This window comes from Blautia sp. MSK18_10 (assembly GCF_020553185.1).
GTDB lineage: Bacteria > Bacillota > Clostridia > Lachnospirales > Lachnospiraceae > Blautia_A > Blautia_A wexlerae.
Genome location: NZ_JAJCGT010000058.1, coordinates 1 through 15431, shown reverse-complemented (window position 1 = coordinate 15431; position 15431 = coordinate 1). Strand labels below are relative to the sequence as shown.

Below are 15431 nucleotides of genomic sequence, written 5' to 3'. Positions count from 1 at the left end.
AAAGAAAGCTGCGCCACAGCCTTGGCAAGCCATCGCGCAGCGATTTTGTTCAACTAGAATTTGGCTATTTCGTTGCAACAATACTTATCCAATGATTTTTTGCATTTGAATACGTTTTGATCTCTGCAAAACCCGCTTCTTTCAAAGCGGCAACAAGTTGTTTAGATGTGTAAATCTTCATACCATTGATCATCTTTGTCCATTTTTCATCTGCGGCATTCGTTCCGTCACTCTCGTTACAAATCAGGAATATGCCTTCGCTTTTCAGCACACGGTTGACCTCGGAAAAGCATTTTACTAATCCTGGCCAAAAGTAAACTGTTTCGAAGGCAGAAACATAATCAAAAGTCGCGTCAGAAAAGGGTATAGCAGATACATCTCCTTGAACTACATTACATTTCCCTTGTTTAATGGCGAGGGCGTTCAATTTTTGAGATTCTGCCACACTAACCTCAGAATAATCCATTCCTGTCACGTGGCCATTTCTACATCTATCAAGCCAAACCGCAATATTTGCTCCGCCGCCACAGCCGACGTCCAGAACTTCAGCATCAGACTTCGCGGAGATATTTGAGAATCCCCATTGCGATAATTTGGCGTGACCGCTGTTCATCATCTTCGTCATCAATTTTCCGCCGAAGCCTTGTGGCTTACGGGTATTTTCAAAAAATCTCATTACAGAATTTCTCCTCCACAAATACCGGTTTTCTTAATTCGACAAACCGGTATTGCTCAATCGTTTTTCTCCGTTAGGAGAATATACAATCCATAAATAAAAAGAACAAGGAATAAAACCGTAGGAATCAATAATCCATTTTCTAAAATACTTACAATCATTCTTCCAGGTGGCGTTACCCATGCAGTTGCCGGATTTTGCATTGCCGCTATTATCATTCCTACAATACCAACAACACCACTCAATGTTAAAAAACCACCTTTTATATTTCTACTCATAATCATTACCTCCTCGTTAAATACCGATTTGTTACTCACATGATATCATATTTTTTCTTCAATTACATCCACCTAATTTTAATACACTGCCATTCGGCTTTATTCATCATTTTTTCCTTTTGGTTTCCCCGCAGGGGACTTACCTGATTCGCTTAAAGTGTATTTAAAAGAGCCAACCACCAGCATAGAAAAATAATTTATTTCATGTGCATTTGCAGGATATTTAGATATTCTTAGCTGGTCAAAATCTGCGTTATGAGAAAAATGACACACTGTCTGAGCGAAGCGAGTTTGTGGCATTTTTCTCATGCCTTTAGCAGATTTTTAGCAGCTTAGAATATCTTAATGTCCGAAACCGCACATAAAATAAATTATTTTTCTATGCGTCCCTCCTTCAAATCTCTTCCTCAGATTCTTCCCACTATATCCTCCAAAAAACCATATCACAAGCAAAAAAAGACCGACAGTCTCCTCTCCCGGATCTCCTGTCAGTCTTTATCTTTAACACAATATCTTAATAACTCTTATTTTCTCAGCTCTTCACACTCAAACGCACCAACGCCCTCTGCAGTTTAGCCTCCACAATCTTATAATCATGATCACTCAAACCACCTTTGGCGATCATCTCCTCAGCTCTTTTCTTAGCTTCCTGCGCACGCTGCTCATCAATATCCTCTTTCCACTCCCAGGTAGTTGCAAGGACACGGCACTTTCCGTTCATAACAGAAAGCATTCCGCCAATACAGGCTGCGGTTCGTCTGCTACCGTCTTCCATTACCACACTGGCTTCACCCATTCCCAGGGCAGTACAGTAATTACAGTGTCTGGCAAGAATAGCCAGATCACCGCTGACAGTTCTGCAGATCACACGCTCCACATTGCCTTCAAAGAGCAGTCCGTCCGGTGTTCCGATTCTCAATGGGAAAGTACTCATAGGACATTTCCCCCTTTACTGATTCTTGGCTTTTTCAAACACTTCATCGATGGTTCCCACAAACAGGAAATAACTCTCAGGAATGTCATCACACTCACCGTTCAGGATCATCCTGAATCCTCTCAACGTTTCCTTCAGCGGAACATATTTACCAGGCATACCTGTGAACTGTTCTGCTACAGAGAAGCTCTGTGACAGGAATCTCTGAACCTTACGGGCACGACTTACAGTACGTTTGTCTTCCTCTGACAACTCATCCATACCCATGATGGCAATAATGTCCTGAAGCTCTTTGTAACGCTGAAGAACTCTCTGTACTGATCTGGCAATCTCATAATGCTCTGTTCCTACTATTTCAGGAGAAAGGATACGGCTTGTGGAATCCAGAGGATCAACAGCCGGATAAATACCCTGGCTGGAAATCTCACGGGAAAGTACAGTTGTTGCATCCAGATGTGAGAATGTAGTTGCAGGAGCCGGGTCAGTCAGGTCATCGGCAGGCACATATACAGCCTGTACAGATGTGATAGAGCCCTTTCTTGTAGAAGTAATTCGTTCCTGCAGGTTACCCATTTCAGTTGCCAGTGTAGGCTGATAACCTACAGCTGAAGGCATACGTCCCAGAAGAGCAGACACCTCGGAACCTGCCTGTGTAAAACGGAAAATATTGTCAATAAAGAGGAGCACATCCTGGTTCTTCTCATCACGGAAGTATTCCGCCATGGTAAGTCCGGAAAGTCCAACTCTCATACGTGCTCCGGGCGGCTCGTTCATCTGACCGTAAACCAGAGCAGTCTTGTCGATAACTCCACTTTCTTTCATTTCATTGTAAAGGTCATTTCCCTCACGTGTACGCTCTCCTACACCTGTAAATACGGAAAGTCCGCCGTGTGCAGTTGCTACATTGTGGATCAGCTCCATGATAAGAACTGTTTTTCCTACACCTGCACCACCGAAAAGACCGATCTTACCACCCTTTGCATAAGGACAGATCAGGTCAACAACCTTGATTCCTGTCTCCAGAATCTCTGTTGCAGGCATCTGTTCTTCATAAGAAGGAGCCTGACGATGGATAGACCAGCGTTCCTTTGCCTCCGGTGCCGGAAGATTGTCTACCGGGTCACCCAGAAGGTTAAATACTCGTCCCAGGCATTCCTCACCTACAGGAACGGAAATTGGACCGCCTGTATCCAGAGCTTTGGCACCGCGCACCAGACCGTCAGTAGAATTCATGGCAATACATCTTACCACATCATCACCAACCTGCTGTGCAACCTCGGCAACCAGCTTTGCGCCATCATTATCAATCTCTATGGCATTGAGAAGAGGCGGCAGTTCATCGTGCGCAAAGCGGATATCCAGTACCGGACCGATAACCTGCACTACCTCGCCAATGTGTTTTTCACTCATGTTTATAATCTCCTATTTCTAAAGACCTTCCGCACCTGCAACAATCTCCGTGATCTCCTGCGTGATGCTGGCCTGACGTGCCCTGTTGTAATACAAATTGAGCTGATCAATCATCTCTTCCGCATTACTTGTGGCTGCATCCATAGCCATACGTCTGGCTGCCAGTTCACTTGCGGTACTTTCGCAGATACCGCCATAAACCAGTCCTGCCAGATATTCCGGAACAATGGCATCAAATACTGTCTCTCCGTCCGGTTCATAGAGGATCAGATTCTTCGTCTCTATCTTACCTCCGCTTTCCTCTCTGATATCAGTCATAGGAAGCATGGAAAATACCTCCGGCTGCTGAGAAAGCATGGAATCAAAGACAGTATAGCATAATTCAATATGACCAAAGGTTCCTTTTCGAAATTCCGTGCAGAGCATATTTGCCATCTCAAAACAGTCCGCCACAGAAATACTTCCCACTTCTGCAAACTGTTCTGTCAGAGCTTCAATCTCTCTCTGGCGGAAATATTCTACTGCTTTCTTTCCAACCGGCAGAACCATGTAGTCCTTACCTTCAGCAGAAGCCTCCAGACATTTGAAAAGGTTTGCATTATATCCGCCTGCAAGTCCTCTGTCACCTGCGATCACTACATAGCAGGTTTTATTGTTGGAAGACTCTTTCGCATAAACGGATGAGAAATCTGTATTCTCCCTTGCAATCTCTTTCAATGTCTCATGAAGTTCTGTAAAGTACGGACGGCATACCTCTGCACGTTCCTTTGCCTTACGCAGTTTGGAGGACGCTACAAGCTCCATGGCCTTGGTAATCTGCATGGTACTCTGTACACTCTTGATACGCAGCTTTACCGCTTTCATATTCGAAGCCATACGATACCCTCCTAATCACTTTATTTCTCAGGTCTTGTATTCAGGAAGTTCTCTGTATACGCATCCAGTACGCTGCGAAGCTTCTGCTCTGTTTCCTGCTCCAGCTTACCTGTTGAGCGGATCTCCTGCATAACCTCTACGCCTGCTGCATCTGTATCCAGATAGGTATATAATCCTGATTCATATACATTTACGTCTTCAACTTTTACTGATTCCAGAACACCCTTTGTAACCGCATAAAGGATCGCAACCTGTTTCTCTACAGGAACCGGTGCATTCTGGTTCTGTTTCAGAACTTCCACAATACGTGCTCCCTGTTCCAGACGTGCCTTTGTATCAGCATCCAGATCAGAACCAAACTGTGCGAAGCTCTGCAGCTCACGGTACTGGGAATAAATCAGTTTCAGTGTTCCTGCTACCTTCTTCATTGCCTTGATCTGCGCATCACCACCAACTCGTGATACGGAGATACCTGGGTTTACAGCAGGCATGATTCCTGAATGGAATAACTCTGTCTCCAGGAAAATCTGTCCATCTGTAATAGAAATAACGTTAGTAGGAATATAGGCAGATACGTCACCTGCCTGTGTTTCAATAATCGGCAGTGCTGTCATGGAACCGCCGCCATGTTCATCGTCCAGCTTCGCTGCACGTTCCAGAAGTCTGGAATGCAGATAGAAAACATCACCCGGATATGCCTCACGTCCAGGCGGACGACGGATCAGCAGGGAAAGTGCACGGTATGCAACTGCATGCTTACTTAAATCATCATAGATGATCAGCACATCTTTTCCCTTATTCATAAAGTATTCACCCATTGCACATCCGGAATACGGTGCGATATACTGCAGCGGGCTTGACTCAGATGCTGTAGCTGCCACAACGATAGTATAATCCATTGCGCCGTTTCTGGTCAGGTTCTCTACTAATGTAGCTACTGTGGAACGCTTCTGTCCAATGGCTACATAGATACAGATCACATCTTTTCCCTTCTGGTTAATAATGGTATCTGTAGCAATTGTAGTTTTACCGGTCTGACGGTCACCAATGATCAGTTCTCGCTGTCCACGTCCAATGGGGATCATGGAGTCGATGGCTTTGATACCGGTCTGAAGAGGCTGATATACAGATCTTCTCTCACAGATTCCCGGTGCCTTGCTCTCGATTGGCCGGAATTCTTTTGTATCAATCGGGCCTGCTCCGTCAATTGGCTGTCCCAGTGCATTTACAACACGTCCAACCATGGCGTCGCCTACAGGTACAGACACGACCTTGCCTGTACGCTTTACGGTCTGACCCTCACCAATGTTCTCATCTGAACCAAAGATTACGATGGAGACACTGTTCTCCTCCAGGTTCTGTGCCATACCAAAGCTTCCGTCCTCAAATTCCAGAAGCTCTCCTGACATACAGTTTACCAGTCCGCTAGCTCTGGCAATACCGTCACCAACCATAAGGATCGTACCTGTCTCGTTCTGTTGAATGGCATTTTCGTAATATTTTATCTGGCTTCGGATGACCTTGGATATTTCCTCAGGTTTTAATTGCATGTTTCCATTCCATCCTTTTATATTCTATTATTTTGCGCTGTCTGAATTCAGAAATTTAAAGATTTTTCATATCCATATGTCAAATACCCATACAGTACGATTCTCAAATCCGGAATCCAGTTCCTTATACTACCAATTCATTCAGTTTCTTCGAAATACCGGAAATACGGCTCTGTACTGTACCGTCAAGCTGTACGCCCTCCAGTTCCACGCGAAGTCCGCCAAGAACGGATGCATCTGTTTTCTGAACCAGATACACTTTCTTTCCACTTAGCTTCTCAAGCTTCGCTTTCAGAGCTTCCATCTGAGTATCACTGAGCTTCACTGCACTGGTAACCACGGCTTCTGCAATTCCATGTGCACTGTTGTAGCGTCTGATAAACTCTTCGCAGCATCCGGCAAACTCTCTCAGAATCTTGCGTTCACACAATAATTTCAGGAAATTCACCAGATATCTCTCTGCCTGCCCTCCGAAAGCCTCTTCAATCATCTTAAGTCTCTCGTCTTCAGGAATCGCCGGTTCTCCCAGCAATTTCAGATATCCGGGATTTTCTCGAAAAATTTGTCTGATCGCGATCATCTGCTCCATAATCTGTCCATCGAGCTTTTCTTCAGCGGCAAGGTCATACAGACTTCCGCCGTAAACTCTGGCAGTTTTTGTCATGATGCCTCACCTACATTCTCAATAAACTCATCAATCAGTTTTGCATGATCCTCTTCACTAATTTCGCGCTCGATCACTTTTCCGGCAATCTCAACAGCCATACCGCCGATTTCTCCCTTGATCTCGTTGACTGCCTTACGTTTCTCCTGGGCAATGTCTTTCTCTGCCTTCTCTTTCATGGCAGTTACCTGACTGGAAGCCTCCTTAAGCATCTCTTCACTCTGGATAGCGGCTGTTTTCTGAGCTGTCATCACAATGTCATTTGCCCTATTCTTGGCTTCCTGCATATTCTTTTCATATTCTGCCTTCATTGCCTGAGCTTCTTCCTTTGCCTTCACTGCATCCTGGATCTGGGCATCCGCTTTCGCTTTGCGCTTTTCCAGCATCTCATTGATGGGCTTGAAGAGGAAACGTTTGATCAGATATACCTGAATAAAAAGGTTGCAAATCGTCGCTATAAAATTCCACGGCACAATTCCAACTAATTCCTGTACCTGCATGTTTGTAACCTCCTGTCTGTATTTATGCGGATCATTCTCCGGCTGCTGCCGGAATTATCCACAGGTTCCATATCAGATGCCTCTTAATCTGTGATATTCGACATCTCAGCTGTTTTTATCAGCTCAGGAAGTTCATGAACATACCAGGTGCAACGAAGATAAGCAACAGACCGGTTACGAAACCGTAGATACCTGTTGTCTCTGCAATGGCACATCCAAGAAGCATGGTAGAAGTAACATCACCCTTGCACTCAGGCTGACGTCCGATTGCTTCCAATGCCTTTGCTACTGCGTTACCTTCACCAATACCAGGTCCGATACCTGCGATCAGCGCACATCCTGCTCCAATTGCACATCCTGCTAATGCGATACCTTTTGCCAATAACTGAAAATCCATATTAAAACCCTCCTGTTAAATAATAATCTGCAGCTTTTCCCCTTTGCTGCGGTATTAATTTTTCTGCTGTATTTCAGCATTCTTTGCGGTTACCACCGCTGCCGTTTTGCTCCGGCAAATCATGTTTCTGCTACTCTTCTGCTGCATTTGCAATATACATTACAGTCAGCATACAGAAGATAAACGCCTGCATAACTCCTGAGAACCAGTCAAAATAGACCGACGTTATCGCAGGTACACCGACATCAAGAATCGGTATCTTTGACAGTACATCTCCCAGTGCACCCGGGATCAGGCCCAGAAGCGCGGAACTTGCGACTGCCAGTGCCCCATAGATCAGGCCATTGATTACCACACCGGAAAGGATATTTCCGAAATGACGACACGCCATACTGACAGGTGTAGCCAGCTCGGAAAGAATATTAAACGGTGTCATAACTGCGATCGGAGTTGTAAATCCTTTCAGATAACCGCCAAATCCACTGGTCTTTATCTTCTGTGCTGTGATCATAATGAAAACCACAACTGCCCAGGCAGCCTCAGTAGAAAGGTCTGCTGTAGGGCTTCGAAGTCCGATCAGACTGATCAGGTTGGAAACCACACTGGTTGCAAAAAGTGCTGCAACAAACGGTATCAGGTATCTGAATTTCTCACCCATATTTCCGATTACAAAGCTGTTGGCCTTCTCTACAATGAGCTCTGCCACAGCCTGACGTTTGGAAATGTTCTCTTCTTTCAGATCATGTGTCAGCCAGATACACAAACCTGTTATGAGTATCATAACAATCCAGCTTACCACCATTGTCTCACTGATTCTTAATGGTCCGAGAACAGGCACATCAATGGGTAATGTAAAGAATATCCTTGCCCCGCTGATATCCAATTCCATACTCTTTATTCACCTCCTGTCTCTCCCGGTACTGTTCCGGTTTGATATAGAAATACCTATTTGTTAGTATGAAAAATTCCTGCAATTTTAATTCCTGTTCCGGGAAATAAAAGAGGAACGATTCCTGCCACAAAATGAAAACAGGGTGCCACGATTGCCAAGATCACCCAAAACATCTGGATCAGCATTCTCTGGGAGTAACTTGCTTTGATCCTCATTCTCGCTGTGTCCTCATCTGTTGCTGCAGCTGCTTTCTGCACTGCAAGTCCCATAAAAAAGAAATTAAGGACTGCCACACATCCTCCCACTGCCCCTCCAAGAAACACCGTATAATCAAACGGTACCTTCTGTGGCATGAAAGCATGCAGCACTCCAAACACGATCCACATCAAAATCAGCCCGATTCCGGTGATGGCAGCTACCTTTCCGGTTTCCTTCTTTACGGCAGGCTGAACATTATCCATAATACTCATATAAATCTCCCTTTCGTTTCTGTATCATTACAGGTGTCTGTTAAACGATACTTTATTTTTCTTCTTTTTGTTCTCTTTCTTCTGCTGTCTGTTAATAGAAAGATAAAATTTATATGCCACTGTCCCGGAACCTCCAAGACCAAAGAAAAAACCGGGGATATATACCCATCCGCCAGCTCCGGTCTTAGAAACAATCAGCCAGCATACTGCCAGACATATCAGGACAGGGGTTATGAGAGACAGTCCAAGCTGCGACAACATGGTGACATTTCTGATGATCTCTGACCATTGTTTCATCCTCTTCTCCTTTTTGCCTAATTTTTTTATATATTTTCAAGAATTTATAGTCAAATTTTATCATATATTCTTTAAAATTACAATCTCATCAGATAATTTTATCAAATATTTTTCATCCATCCAATATTTTTTTGTTATTTTTATATCGTGTATGTGATTATATCATCAATATAAATCTTTTTATACAGTCAAAGCTTCTGATTTGTTTATATTTTTATTTCAAAGAAGAAGAGATATAAATAAAGAGCCTGCCCGGAGAGCTTTTTTGTGTCATAGAACATTACGGAGTAATATTCTATGACACAAAAAAAGCACGAAAACAACTCATCACTGTTTTCATGCTTCTTCTTTCGTATATAATTCTGCTTTATATATAAGTTCTGTATTACCGGTCTGTCCCAGCAGACACATTCCTCTTATAGAAAATCCTCTTAATTAATGCATTTGAGACCCTGTACATCCTCCCGGAGCGTTTATCTTTAATTCTTATTCTGTATATAAATATCCACTGTAGTCCGGATCATCCAGACAGTCTGCATCGATCCATGCCGGATTGCTCAGTACATTTTTCTCGATCACAACAGATTTCTTCGGTGCCGTTGTTTCAACTGCTGCCCAGATCGTCTGGTATCCCATAGCATAAGGCTGCTGGGAAACACAGCCAATCTCTTCTCCATTACGGATTGCTTCCTGCTGCTTAGTAGTTGCATCAACCCCTACCAGAGCCGGTGCATCATGCTCATCACTCTTCTCCAGATTCAGATACATCTCTGTAATATCTGCATTGGTGCAGAATACACCATCCAGTGTGGGATATTTTTCCAGGACTTCCTTCATGGAAGCCTCCATATCATCTACCTGATCAGAATAAATGGTTTCCACAACTTCAATATCTCCGTACTTCCCGATATTATTCATAAATCCTTCTACACGATCCTGAACACTCTTTGTCTTCTGCTGTGCGGAAAAAACCGCAACCTTTCCCATCTTTCCGAGTGCACTGCCAAGCTGATAAGCAGCCATCTTTCCTACCTGCACATTATCGGTTCCCCGATATGCCTTCACCAGTTTCTTCTCGGCTACATTAGAATCAAATGCTATAACCGGAATTCTATTTTCCTTTGCAGCTTCAAGCTGTGCCTCACAGGAATCCATGTCACTTGCCGAAATACAAAGAACATCCGGATTCTCTGCAATAACAGCATCTATTGTATTAATCTGAGTTTCTACGTCCTCTTCATTATCAGGACCTTCAAAAGTCATGGTAATCTGGTCATCTTTTTTATAACCATATGCTTTATTAATTTCCTTTACCGCATCTTCCATGCCTTTCTTAACCATCTTCCAGTATTCGCCCTTGACACATTTGCTTACCACTGCGATCCTTGAACCGGCATAGATTTTTATATCTGTATCAATCTCCGGAATCAGCGGACTCTCATCCTCTTCCTTCACTGCTTCTGCCTCTGAATCGGATTCTTCGATAGCGTCTGCCACCAACGGCTGGATTGTCTCTTCCACCTCCGCTCTGCTGCATCCTGTCAGCATTGCCAGTCCTGTCATTAAACTTATCGCTGCTGCCGCCGCTCTTTTCATTTTAATTTCCTCTTCCTTTCAGTGCTATACTGCACATTACAGCAATTTCATAAAATAATGTATAATTTCTGTCAACTAAAAAATCGATATCTGCTCAGTACTCTCACAGAATAATTAACATCGAACAATTACCTGTAGCGATCCTCTTAAATGCATTATTTACGAGAATTGCTATAAACCTTATAACTGCATATTACTTTCTACATTATACACACTTTACGAAATTCGTCCAGAGATTTTACACATTTTTCACTTTTATACATCAAAAATTGCGCTATGTCAATGTCTTTTGAATGCCATACCTGCAGGCTGCACCTGAAACTCCAACTGTTTCTTTGTCACCGGATGCTGAAATCCCAGTTTTGCAGAACAGAGAGCCAGCGGTTCCTGACTATTCTGACCGGGATTATACTTTCTGTCACCAACCAAAGGCATTCCGGCATGCGCCATCTGCACACGAATCTGATGATGCCTGCCTGTATCTAGATCAATCCGAATCAGATTTCTTTCGCCACAATCCTGTGCATCTTCCTTATTTTTCCAGGTTTCCAGAACTTCATAAGACAAGATCGCCTTTTTTGCTCCGGAAGTTCCTCCCTCAACCACTGCAGAGCTGTTGGTCCTGCCATCCTTCTTCAGCCAGTCCACCAGTTTTGCACTCTTCACTTTCACTGTTCCTTCTGTAACTGCAAGATAAGTCTTCTTTATTTTTCCCGCTGTCATCTGTCTGCTGAGATCTGCTGCTGCCTTCGGATTCAGGGCAAATACAAGAACCCCCTCCACCGGCTGATCCAGGCGATGGATAATACCCAGATACGGCATCTTACCCGGCACCTTCTGAGCAATATAATTCTTCAGAAGGCTCTCCATATCCATACTGCCAACCCGCGCATTCTGAACTGCAAGCCCTGCCGGTTTGTGACAGACCAGAATATCTTTATCTTCATATAAAATATAATCTCTGATATCTTTTATCCACATAAAAAAACTCTCCTTTTCATGGAGAGTATATCCTAAAATTCCATTTCACGCAATAAACGAATATATATGAATACAATTTGAAAACGGTCATCACTTTTTACTTTTCCTGATTTCAAAAATGATGACCGCTTCAATGTTCTTCGTTATTCAATTTATTTTCCTCTTAGTATTCTTTCTATAATAAAATAATATGTTATTTACAAACTACTTTATAAGTTCACTATTAAATTTTTCTATGTTTATTTAAAATTCCTATTCTGTTTCCTGCTCATAATCCATATGTACTGTTTATAATCTGATTCATTCCTGCTTTTATGCTTTTATGATATCAGTTATTCAGTTCATCGGAACTTACTTAGAAAGTTTTATAGATTTTAAATTATAATTTCACGTATTATAATTTGTTTTTCATTTATGAAATATCGGATACACTTTTTCATTATTTTTCGTGCTAAGCAATCATAAACCTAACTTCTTAAATTCACAACTGTTTAATTTCCTTATGTGCTTTTCATATTTATCGAACATTAATGGCAGATGTTCTGAATTATGTAAAGTATCACTGAAAAAGTACCTTAATATTTCTCTCAATATCCTGTAATTTTATATACCGGATATTCTTCTGATGCAGGATTTCAAACCATATACTTAAACTTCTATATGCCTCTCAAAACATCGTTCTTACCTTCAGTTTATCTGTTACCTGAACCTCTGCTTTCAGGCTAACTACTGAGATAAGGGTTATGCTCTTCCGGTAAATATTTCTTTACACATTTACCAAAATCCCTGTATCAGGTCTGCAACAGATATTCAATATAAGTTATCGCTTCTATAATACCTTTGATACATTCCTTCCTTATTAATCAGACTGTGCGTATGCTCTTATATTATATAAGGAAAATACTTTTTTATAATCTCCGTATCAGGTCTTTCTTGCAGGAAATGCGATACCCGTTACTCTTATATTGATGAAGTTATAAATTCTTTCCCAATGGAATCACCCGAACCTTTCTTTTATTTTCATCCTTTTCATTGGAACATTTATATATGCTATGAATTGAATGAATTTCTTTGATTGTTTAATTCGTTTCCTTGTTTCTTTTGATGGTGTTATAATAACACTCTTGTTATTATTTGTCAATACATTTTTGCATTTTATTTCAATATTTTCTATTTATCTTTGTCTTATTTGCACTAATTTTATAATATTTTTATTTATTTGATAATTTTCAGACTATTTCGTTTTCTTCGATGCAGTACGTTGCTGCCCGGAGCTCTATTATATCCACGAATCGCTCCGCTGCAAAGCAGTTCCCGCAATTCTCATAATTTCATAAATAATAAAGATGCAGCTACTCCCAACCCAAAGAGAGGATAACTGCATCTTCATCACTTCCTATTTTCGATTATAATTAATCAGGCATCCCTTAAGGATAATCTCACGCTCATCATCCGTAAGCTCCCCAAGAGCCACTTCAAACTCTTTCAGTCCCTCAGCACCGACAACATATCCCCGGATCACATCATCCTTTTCTTCCACTGCCTTACGAATCTGTGGGAAGAACAGATAATCTCCGTTTGCAAACGGAAGCTCCCCTTCTTTAATCAGGAATGGAAGCATACCCCAGTTGATCAGATTGGAACGGTACCTCTTTGTCGCATACTCATTGGCGATATTTGCCCATCCGCCAAGCACTTTCTGACAGGAAGCAGCCTGCTCACGCGCAGAACCATCACCTGGTTTCACTGCAAAGATCGTACTTCCCACACCAAGATTTTCCTTGCTTACATTCGGATAATCCTTTTTGATCACATCCATTACAGGTTTCATCTCCGGTAATGCCTCAACCGGACATTTTCCTTCCTGAATAGCCTTCTGAGCTTTCTGAACTTCTTTCGCACGTCCTACATAAGCAGGATCTTTTCTGGAAAGTGTAAACTCAGCCAGTCCAAGTGGATTGGAACGATAAGAAGATGTCTCACCGGATGGGATCAGTTCATCTGTTGTAGTAACCGGATCATGGATCTCAGAAACAACCTTCACGATCAGATTCTCCGGAAGTGCAGCCATCTCCGGCCAGTCCTTAATATTCGGACCAAACTGGATCTCTACACCCGGATCAGCTATACCCTTGCTGTCAAATACACGATTGTCATAAATTGTCTTATCAAAGAAATATTTCTGTCCTGTATAACCACCCGTATAATCCTCTGCTGAAGTCAGGAAACCTTTGTTTGCTGCAGTTGCCGCAATAGAACGTGCGTCCATAAGTGCAACAGAAGAAATCTGGCCATTCTGGATTTTGGAACCTTCGCGGTTCGGGAAGTTTCTGGTCGTATGACGGATACTGAATGCATTATTTGCAGGAGTATCCCCTGCACCAAAGCAAGGTCCGCAAAAAGCAGTCTTCACAACAGCTCCCGTTTCAAGAAGTCCTGCCAGAACGCCATTCTTAGCCAGTTCCATATAAATCGGAGTACTTGCCGGATATACACTCAATGTGAAGGCATCTGCACCAATGCTCTTGCCTTTAAGGATATCAGCTGCTGCACAGATATTTTCAAATCCACCACCTGCACATCCTGCGATGATTCCCTGTTCTACATAAAGTTTACCATCAATTACTTTGTCTCTTAATGTATATGGAACTTTTCCATCAAGGCTGATCTGTGCTTTTTTCTCAACATCTGCCAGAATATCATCCAGATTTGCCTTCAGTTCATCAATTGTATATGTATTGCTTGGATGGAATGGCATAGCGATCATTGGTCTGATCTCACTCAGATCAATCTCTACACAGCCATCATAGTATGCTGTTTCACCTGGTTTCAGTTCTTTGTAATCTTCACTTCTGCCATGGATCTCATAGAATTCCTGAATCTTCTCATCTGTCTGCCAGATAGAGGAAAGACAGGTGGTCTCTGTTGTCATTACATCTACACCAATTCGGAAATCAGCACTTAAATTTGCAACACCGGGTCCTACAAATTCCATAACTTTATTCTTCACATATCCATTTGCAAAAACCTTGCCGATAATCGCAAGCGCAACGTCCTGAGGACCTACGCCCGGTCGTGGAGAACCTGTAAGATAAATGGCAACTACACCTGGCATATTGATATCATAAGTCTGGGAAAGAAGCTGCTTTACAAGCTCCGGTCCGCCCTCACCCATTGCCATGGTTCCCAGTGCGCCATATCGTGTATGGCTGTCTGAACCGAGGATCATTTTACCGCCTGCTGCAAGCATTTCTCTTGCAAACTGATGGATAACCGCCTGATGAGGCGGTACATATACGCCGCCATATTTCTTGGCACAGGTAAGTCCAAACATATGATCATCTTCATTAATAGTTCCGCCTACTGCACAGAGTGAATTATGGCAGTTTGTCAGTACATATGGCACCGGAAATTTCTCAAGGCCTGAAGCACGTGCAGTCTGGATAATTCCGACAAAAGTGATATCATGAGAAGTCAGTTTATCAAATTTAATCTGAAGTTTGTCCATATTTCCGGAAGTATTGTGTGCTTTCAGAATTGAATAGGCAATTGTACTCTTTGCAGCTTCCTCTTTGGAAACAGGAAAATCTGCCTGATTCTCCGGAACAATCTTCTGACCATTCAGCAAATACACACCGGTATCGTATAATTTCATAATGTCTCCTCCATTCTGTTTTTTTGCATATCACAAATGCAGTTATGGAACTCACCTTATCCACACCAGTCTTCAAATTTCCAGATGAAAACTGATTTTCTCCTGAACCGGCACTTTGACACGCTAATTTATGGAAATTTAGGTTTTATTATAGAATATTCCACCGGAATAATCAAGCCTAAGACTATAAGTATTTTAGTGTTACTGTTCACACACCACTATTCCGCGAGGTGTTTTGGCATGAATATGCCAAAA

15 protein-coding genes are annotated in these 15431 nt (G+C 42.4%); all 15 read right to left on the bottom strand.

Annotation, left to right across the window (positions count from 1 at the left end):
- Nucleotides 1-64: 64 nt before the first annotated feature.
- Nucleotides 65-676: a class I SAM-dependent methyltransferase gene (locus tag LI074_RS15690; RefSeq protein ID WP_055150657.1), complete on the bottom strand. Its 612-nt coding sequence runs from the start codon at nucleotides 674-676 to the stop codon at nucleotides 65-67.
- A gap of 56 nt (nucleotides 677-732) precedes the next feature.
- On the bottom strand, nucleotides 733-954 hold the full coding sequence (locus LI074_RS15685; RefSeq protein ID WP_020993165.1) for a hypothetical protein: 222 nt from the start codon (nucleotides 952-954) through the stop codon (nucleotides 733-735).
- Nucleotides 955-1486: 532 nt separating this feature from the next.
- The gene (gene atpC / locus LI074_RS15680; RefSeq protein WP_008704958.1) at nucleotides 1487-1888 is read right to left on the bottom strand and encodes an ATP synthase F1 subunit epsilon; all 402 of its coding nucleotides are present in this window, start codon (nucleotides 1886-1888) and stop codon (nucleotides 1487-1489) included.
- A gap of 15 nt (nucleotides 1889-1903) precedes the next feature.
- Complete coding sequence (gene atpD, locus LI074_RS15675) at nucleotides 1904-3298, bottom strand: F0F1 ATP synthase subunit beta (RefSeq protein ID WP_008704959.1); 1395 nt, start codon at nucleotides 3296-3298, stop codon at nucleotides 1904-1906.
- Nucleotides 3299-3316: 18 nt separating this feature from the next.
- Complete coding sequence (atpG, locus tag LI074_RS15670; protein WP_022380877.1) at nucleotides 3317-4174, bottom strand: ATP synthase F1 subunit gamma; 858 nt, start codon at nucleotides 4172-4174, stop codon at nucleotides 3317-3319.
- 20 nt (nucleotides 4175-4194) lie between these two features.
- Complete coding sequence (gene atpA, locus LI074_RS15665; RefSeq protein ID WP_008704965.1) at nucleotides 4195-5724, bottom strand: F0F1 ATP synthase subunit alpha; 1530 nt, start codon at nucleotides 5722-5724, stop codon at nucleotides 4195-4197.
- A gap of 124 nt (nucleotides 5725-5848) precedes the next feature.
- A complete protein-coding gene (gene atpH, locus LI074_RS15660; protein WP_008704966.1) occupies nucleotides 5849-6388 on the bottom strand; it encodes an ATP synthase F1 subunit delta in 540 nt (179 codons plus the stop codon).
- Nucleotides 6385-6888 carry a F0F1 ATP synthase subunit B gene (atpF, locus tag LI074_RS15655; RefSeq protein ID WP_008704967.1) on the bottom strand — a complete coding sequence of 168 codons (504 nt, stop codon included), beginning with the start codon at nucleotides 6886-6888 and terminating at the stop codon, nucleotides 6385-6387. The genes atpH and atpF overlap by 4 nt, the downstream gene beginning before the upstream one ends.
- A gap of 118 nt (nucleotides 6889-7006) precedes the next feature.
- A complete protein-coding gene (atpE, locus tag LI074_RS15650) occupies nucleotides 7007-7285 on the bottom strand; it encodes an ATP synthase F0 subunit C (protein ID WP_008704968.1) in 279 nt (92 codons plus the stop codon).
- 130 nt (nucleotides 7286-7415) lie between these two features.
- Nucleotides 7416-8174 (bottom strand): F0F1 ATP synthase subunit A, encoded by a 759-nt coding sequence (locus LI074_RS15645; protein ID WP_020993166.1) that lies wholly within the window; start codon nucleotides 8172-8174, stop codon nucleotides 7416-7418.
- A 56-nt stretch (nucleotides 8175-8230) separates the two neighbouring features.
- The gene (locus LI074_RS15640) at nucleotides 8231-8647 is read right to left on the bottom strand and encodes an ATP synthase I chain (RefSeq protein WP_055060036.1); all 417 of its coding nucleotides are present in this window, start codon (nucleotides 8645-8647) and stop codon (nucleotides 8231-8233) included.
- 27 nt (nucleotides 8648-8674) lie between these two features.
- The gene (locus LI074_RS15635; protein WP_022380878.1) at nucleotides 8675-8944 is read right to left on the bottom strand and encodes an AtpZ/AtpI family protein; all 270 of its coding nucleotides are present in this window, start codon (nucleotides 8942-8944) and stop codon (nucleotides 8675-8677) included.
- 486 nt (nucleotides 8945-9430) lie between these two features.
- Nucleotides 9431-10540: a substrate-binding domain-containing protein gene (locus tag LI074_RS15630; RefSeq protein ID WP_055060035.1), complete on the bottom strand. Its 1110-nt coding sequence runs from the start codon at nucleotides 10538-10540 to the stop codon at nucleotides 9431-9433.
- Nucleotides 10541-10819: 279 nt separating this feature from the next.
- On the bottom strand, nucleotides 10820-11521 hold the full coding sequence (locus tag LI074_RS15625; RefSeq protein ID WP_008704977.1) for an RluA family pseudouridine synthase: 702 nt from the start codon (nucleotides 11519-11521) through the stop codon (nucleotides 10820-10822).
- Between the two features lie 1396 nt (nucleotides 11522-12917).
- On the bottom strand, nucleotides 12918-15176 hold the full coding sequence (locus LI074_RS15620; protein WP_081018926.1) for a hydratase: 2259 nt from the start codon (nucleotides 15174-15176) through the stop codon (nucleotides 12918-12920).
- Nucleotides 15177-15431: the final 255 nt, after the last annotated feature.

What these genes read in the sequence shown, in the direction of transcription:
- atpC (WP_008704958.1), bottom strand. Translation starts at nt 1,888, where the DNA reads ATGAGTACTTTCCCATTGAGAATCGGAACACCGGACGGACTGCTCTTT.
- atpH (WP_008704966.1), bottom strand. Translation starts at nt 6,388, where the DNA reads ATGACAAAAACTGCCAGAGTTTACGGCGGAAGTCTGTATGACCTTGCC.
- LI074_RS15640 (WP_055060036.1), bottom strand. Translation starts at nt 8,647, where the DNA reads ATGAGTATTATGGATAATGTTCAGCCTGCCGTAAAGAAGGAAACCGGA.
- atpE (WP_008704968.1), bottom strand. Translation starts at nt 7,285, where the DNA reads ATGGATTTTCAGTTATTGGCAAAAGGTATCGCATTAGCAGGATGTGCA.
- atpD (WP_008704959.1), bottom strand. Translation starts at nt 3,298, where the DNA reads ATGAGTGAAAAACACATTGGCGAGGTAGTGCAGGTTATCGGTCCGGTA.
- atpF (WP_008704967.1), bottom strand. Translation starts at nt 6,888, where the DNA reads ATGCAGGTACAGGAATTAGTTGGAATTGTGCCGTGGAATTTTATAGCG.
- LI074_RS15625 (WP_008704977.1), bottom strand. Translation starts at nt 11,521, where the DNA reads ATGTGGATAAAAGATATCAGAGATTATATTTTATATGAAGATAAAGAT.
- LI074_RS15690 (WP_055150657.1), bottom strand. Translation starts at nt 676, where the DNA reads ATGAGATTTTTTGAAAATACCCGTAAGCCACAAGGCTTCGGCGGAAAA.
- LI074_RS15635 (WP_022380878.1), bottom strand. Translation starts at nt 8,944, where the DNA reads ATGAAACAATGGTCAGAGATCATCAGAAATGTCACCATGTTGTCGCAG.
- atpA (WP_008704965.1), bottom strand. Translation starts at nt 5,724, where the DNA reads ATGCAATTAAAACCTGAGGAAATATCCAAGGTCATCCGAAGCCAGATA.
- atpG (WP_022380877.1), bottom strand. Translation starts at nt 4,174, where the DNA reads ATGGCTTCGAATATGAAAGCGGTAAAGCTGCGTATCAAGAGTGTACAG.
- LI074_RS15630 (WP_055060035.1), bottom strand. Translation starts at nt 10,540, where the DNA reads ATGAAAAGAGCGGCGGCAGCAGCGATAAGTTTAATGACAGGACTGGCA.
- LI074_RS15620 (WP_081018926.1), bottom strand. Translation starts at nt 15,176, where the DNA reads ATGAAATTATACGATACCGGTGTGTATTTGCTGAATGGTCAGAAGATT.
- LI074_RS15645 (WP_020993166.1), bottom strand. Translation starts at nt 8,174, where the DNA reads ATGGAATTGGATATCAGCGGGGCAAGGATATTCTTTACATTACCCATT.
- LI074_RS15685 (WP_020993165.1), bottom strand. Translation starts at nt 954, where the DNA reads ATGAGTAGAAATATAAAAGGTGGTTTTTTAACATTGAGTGGTGTTGTT.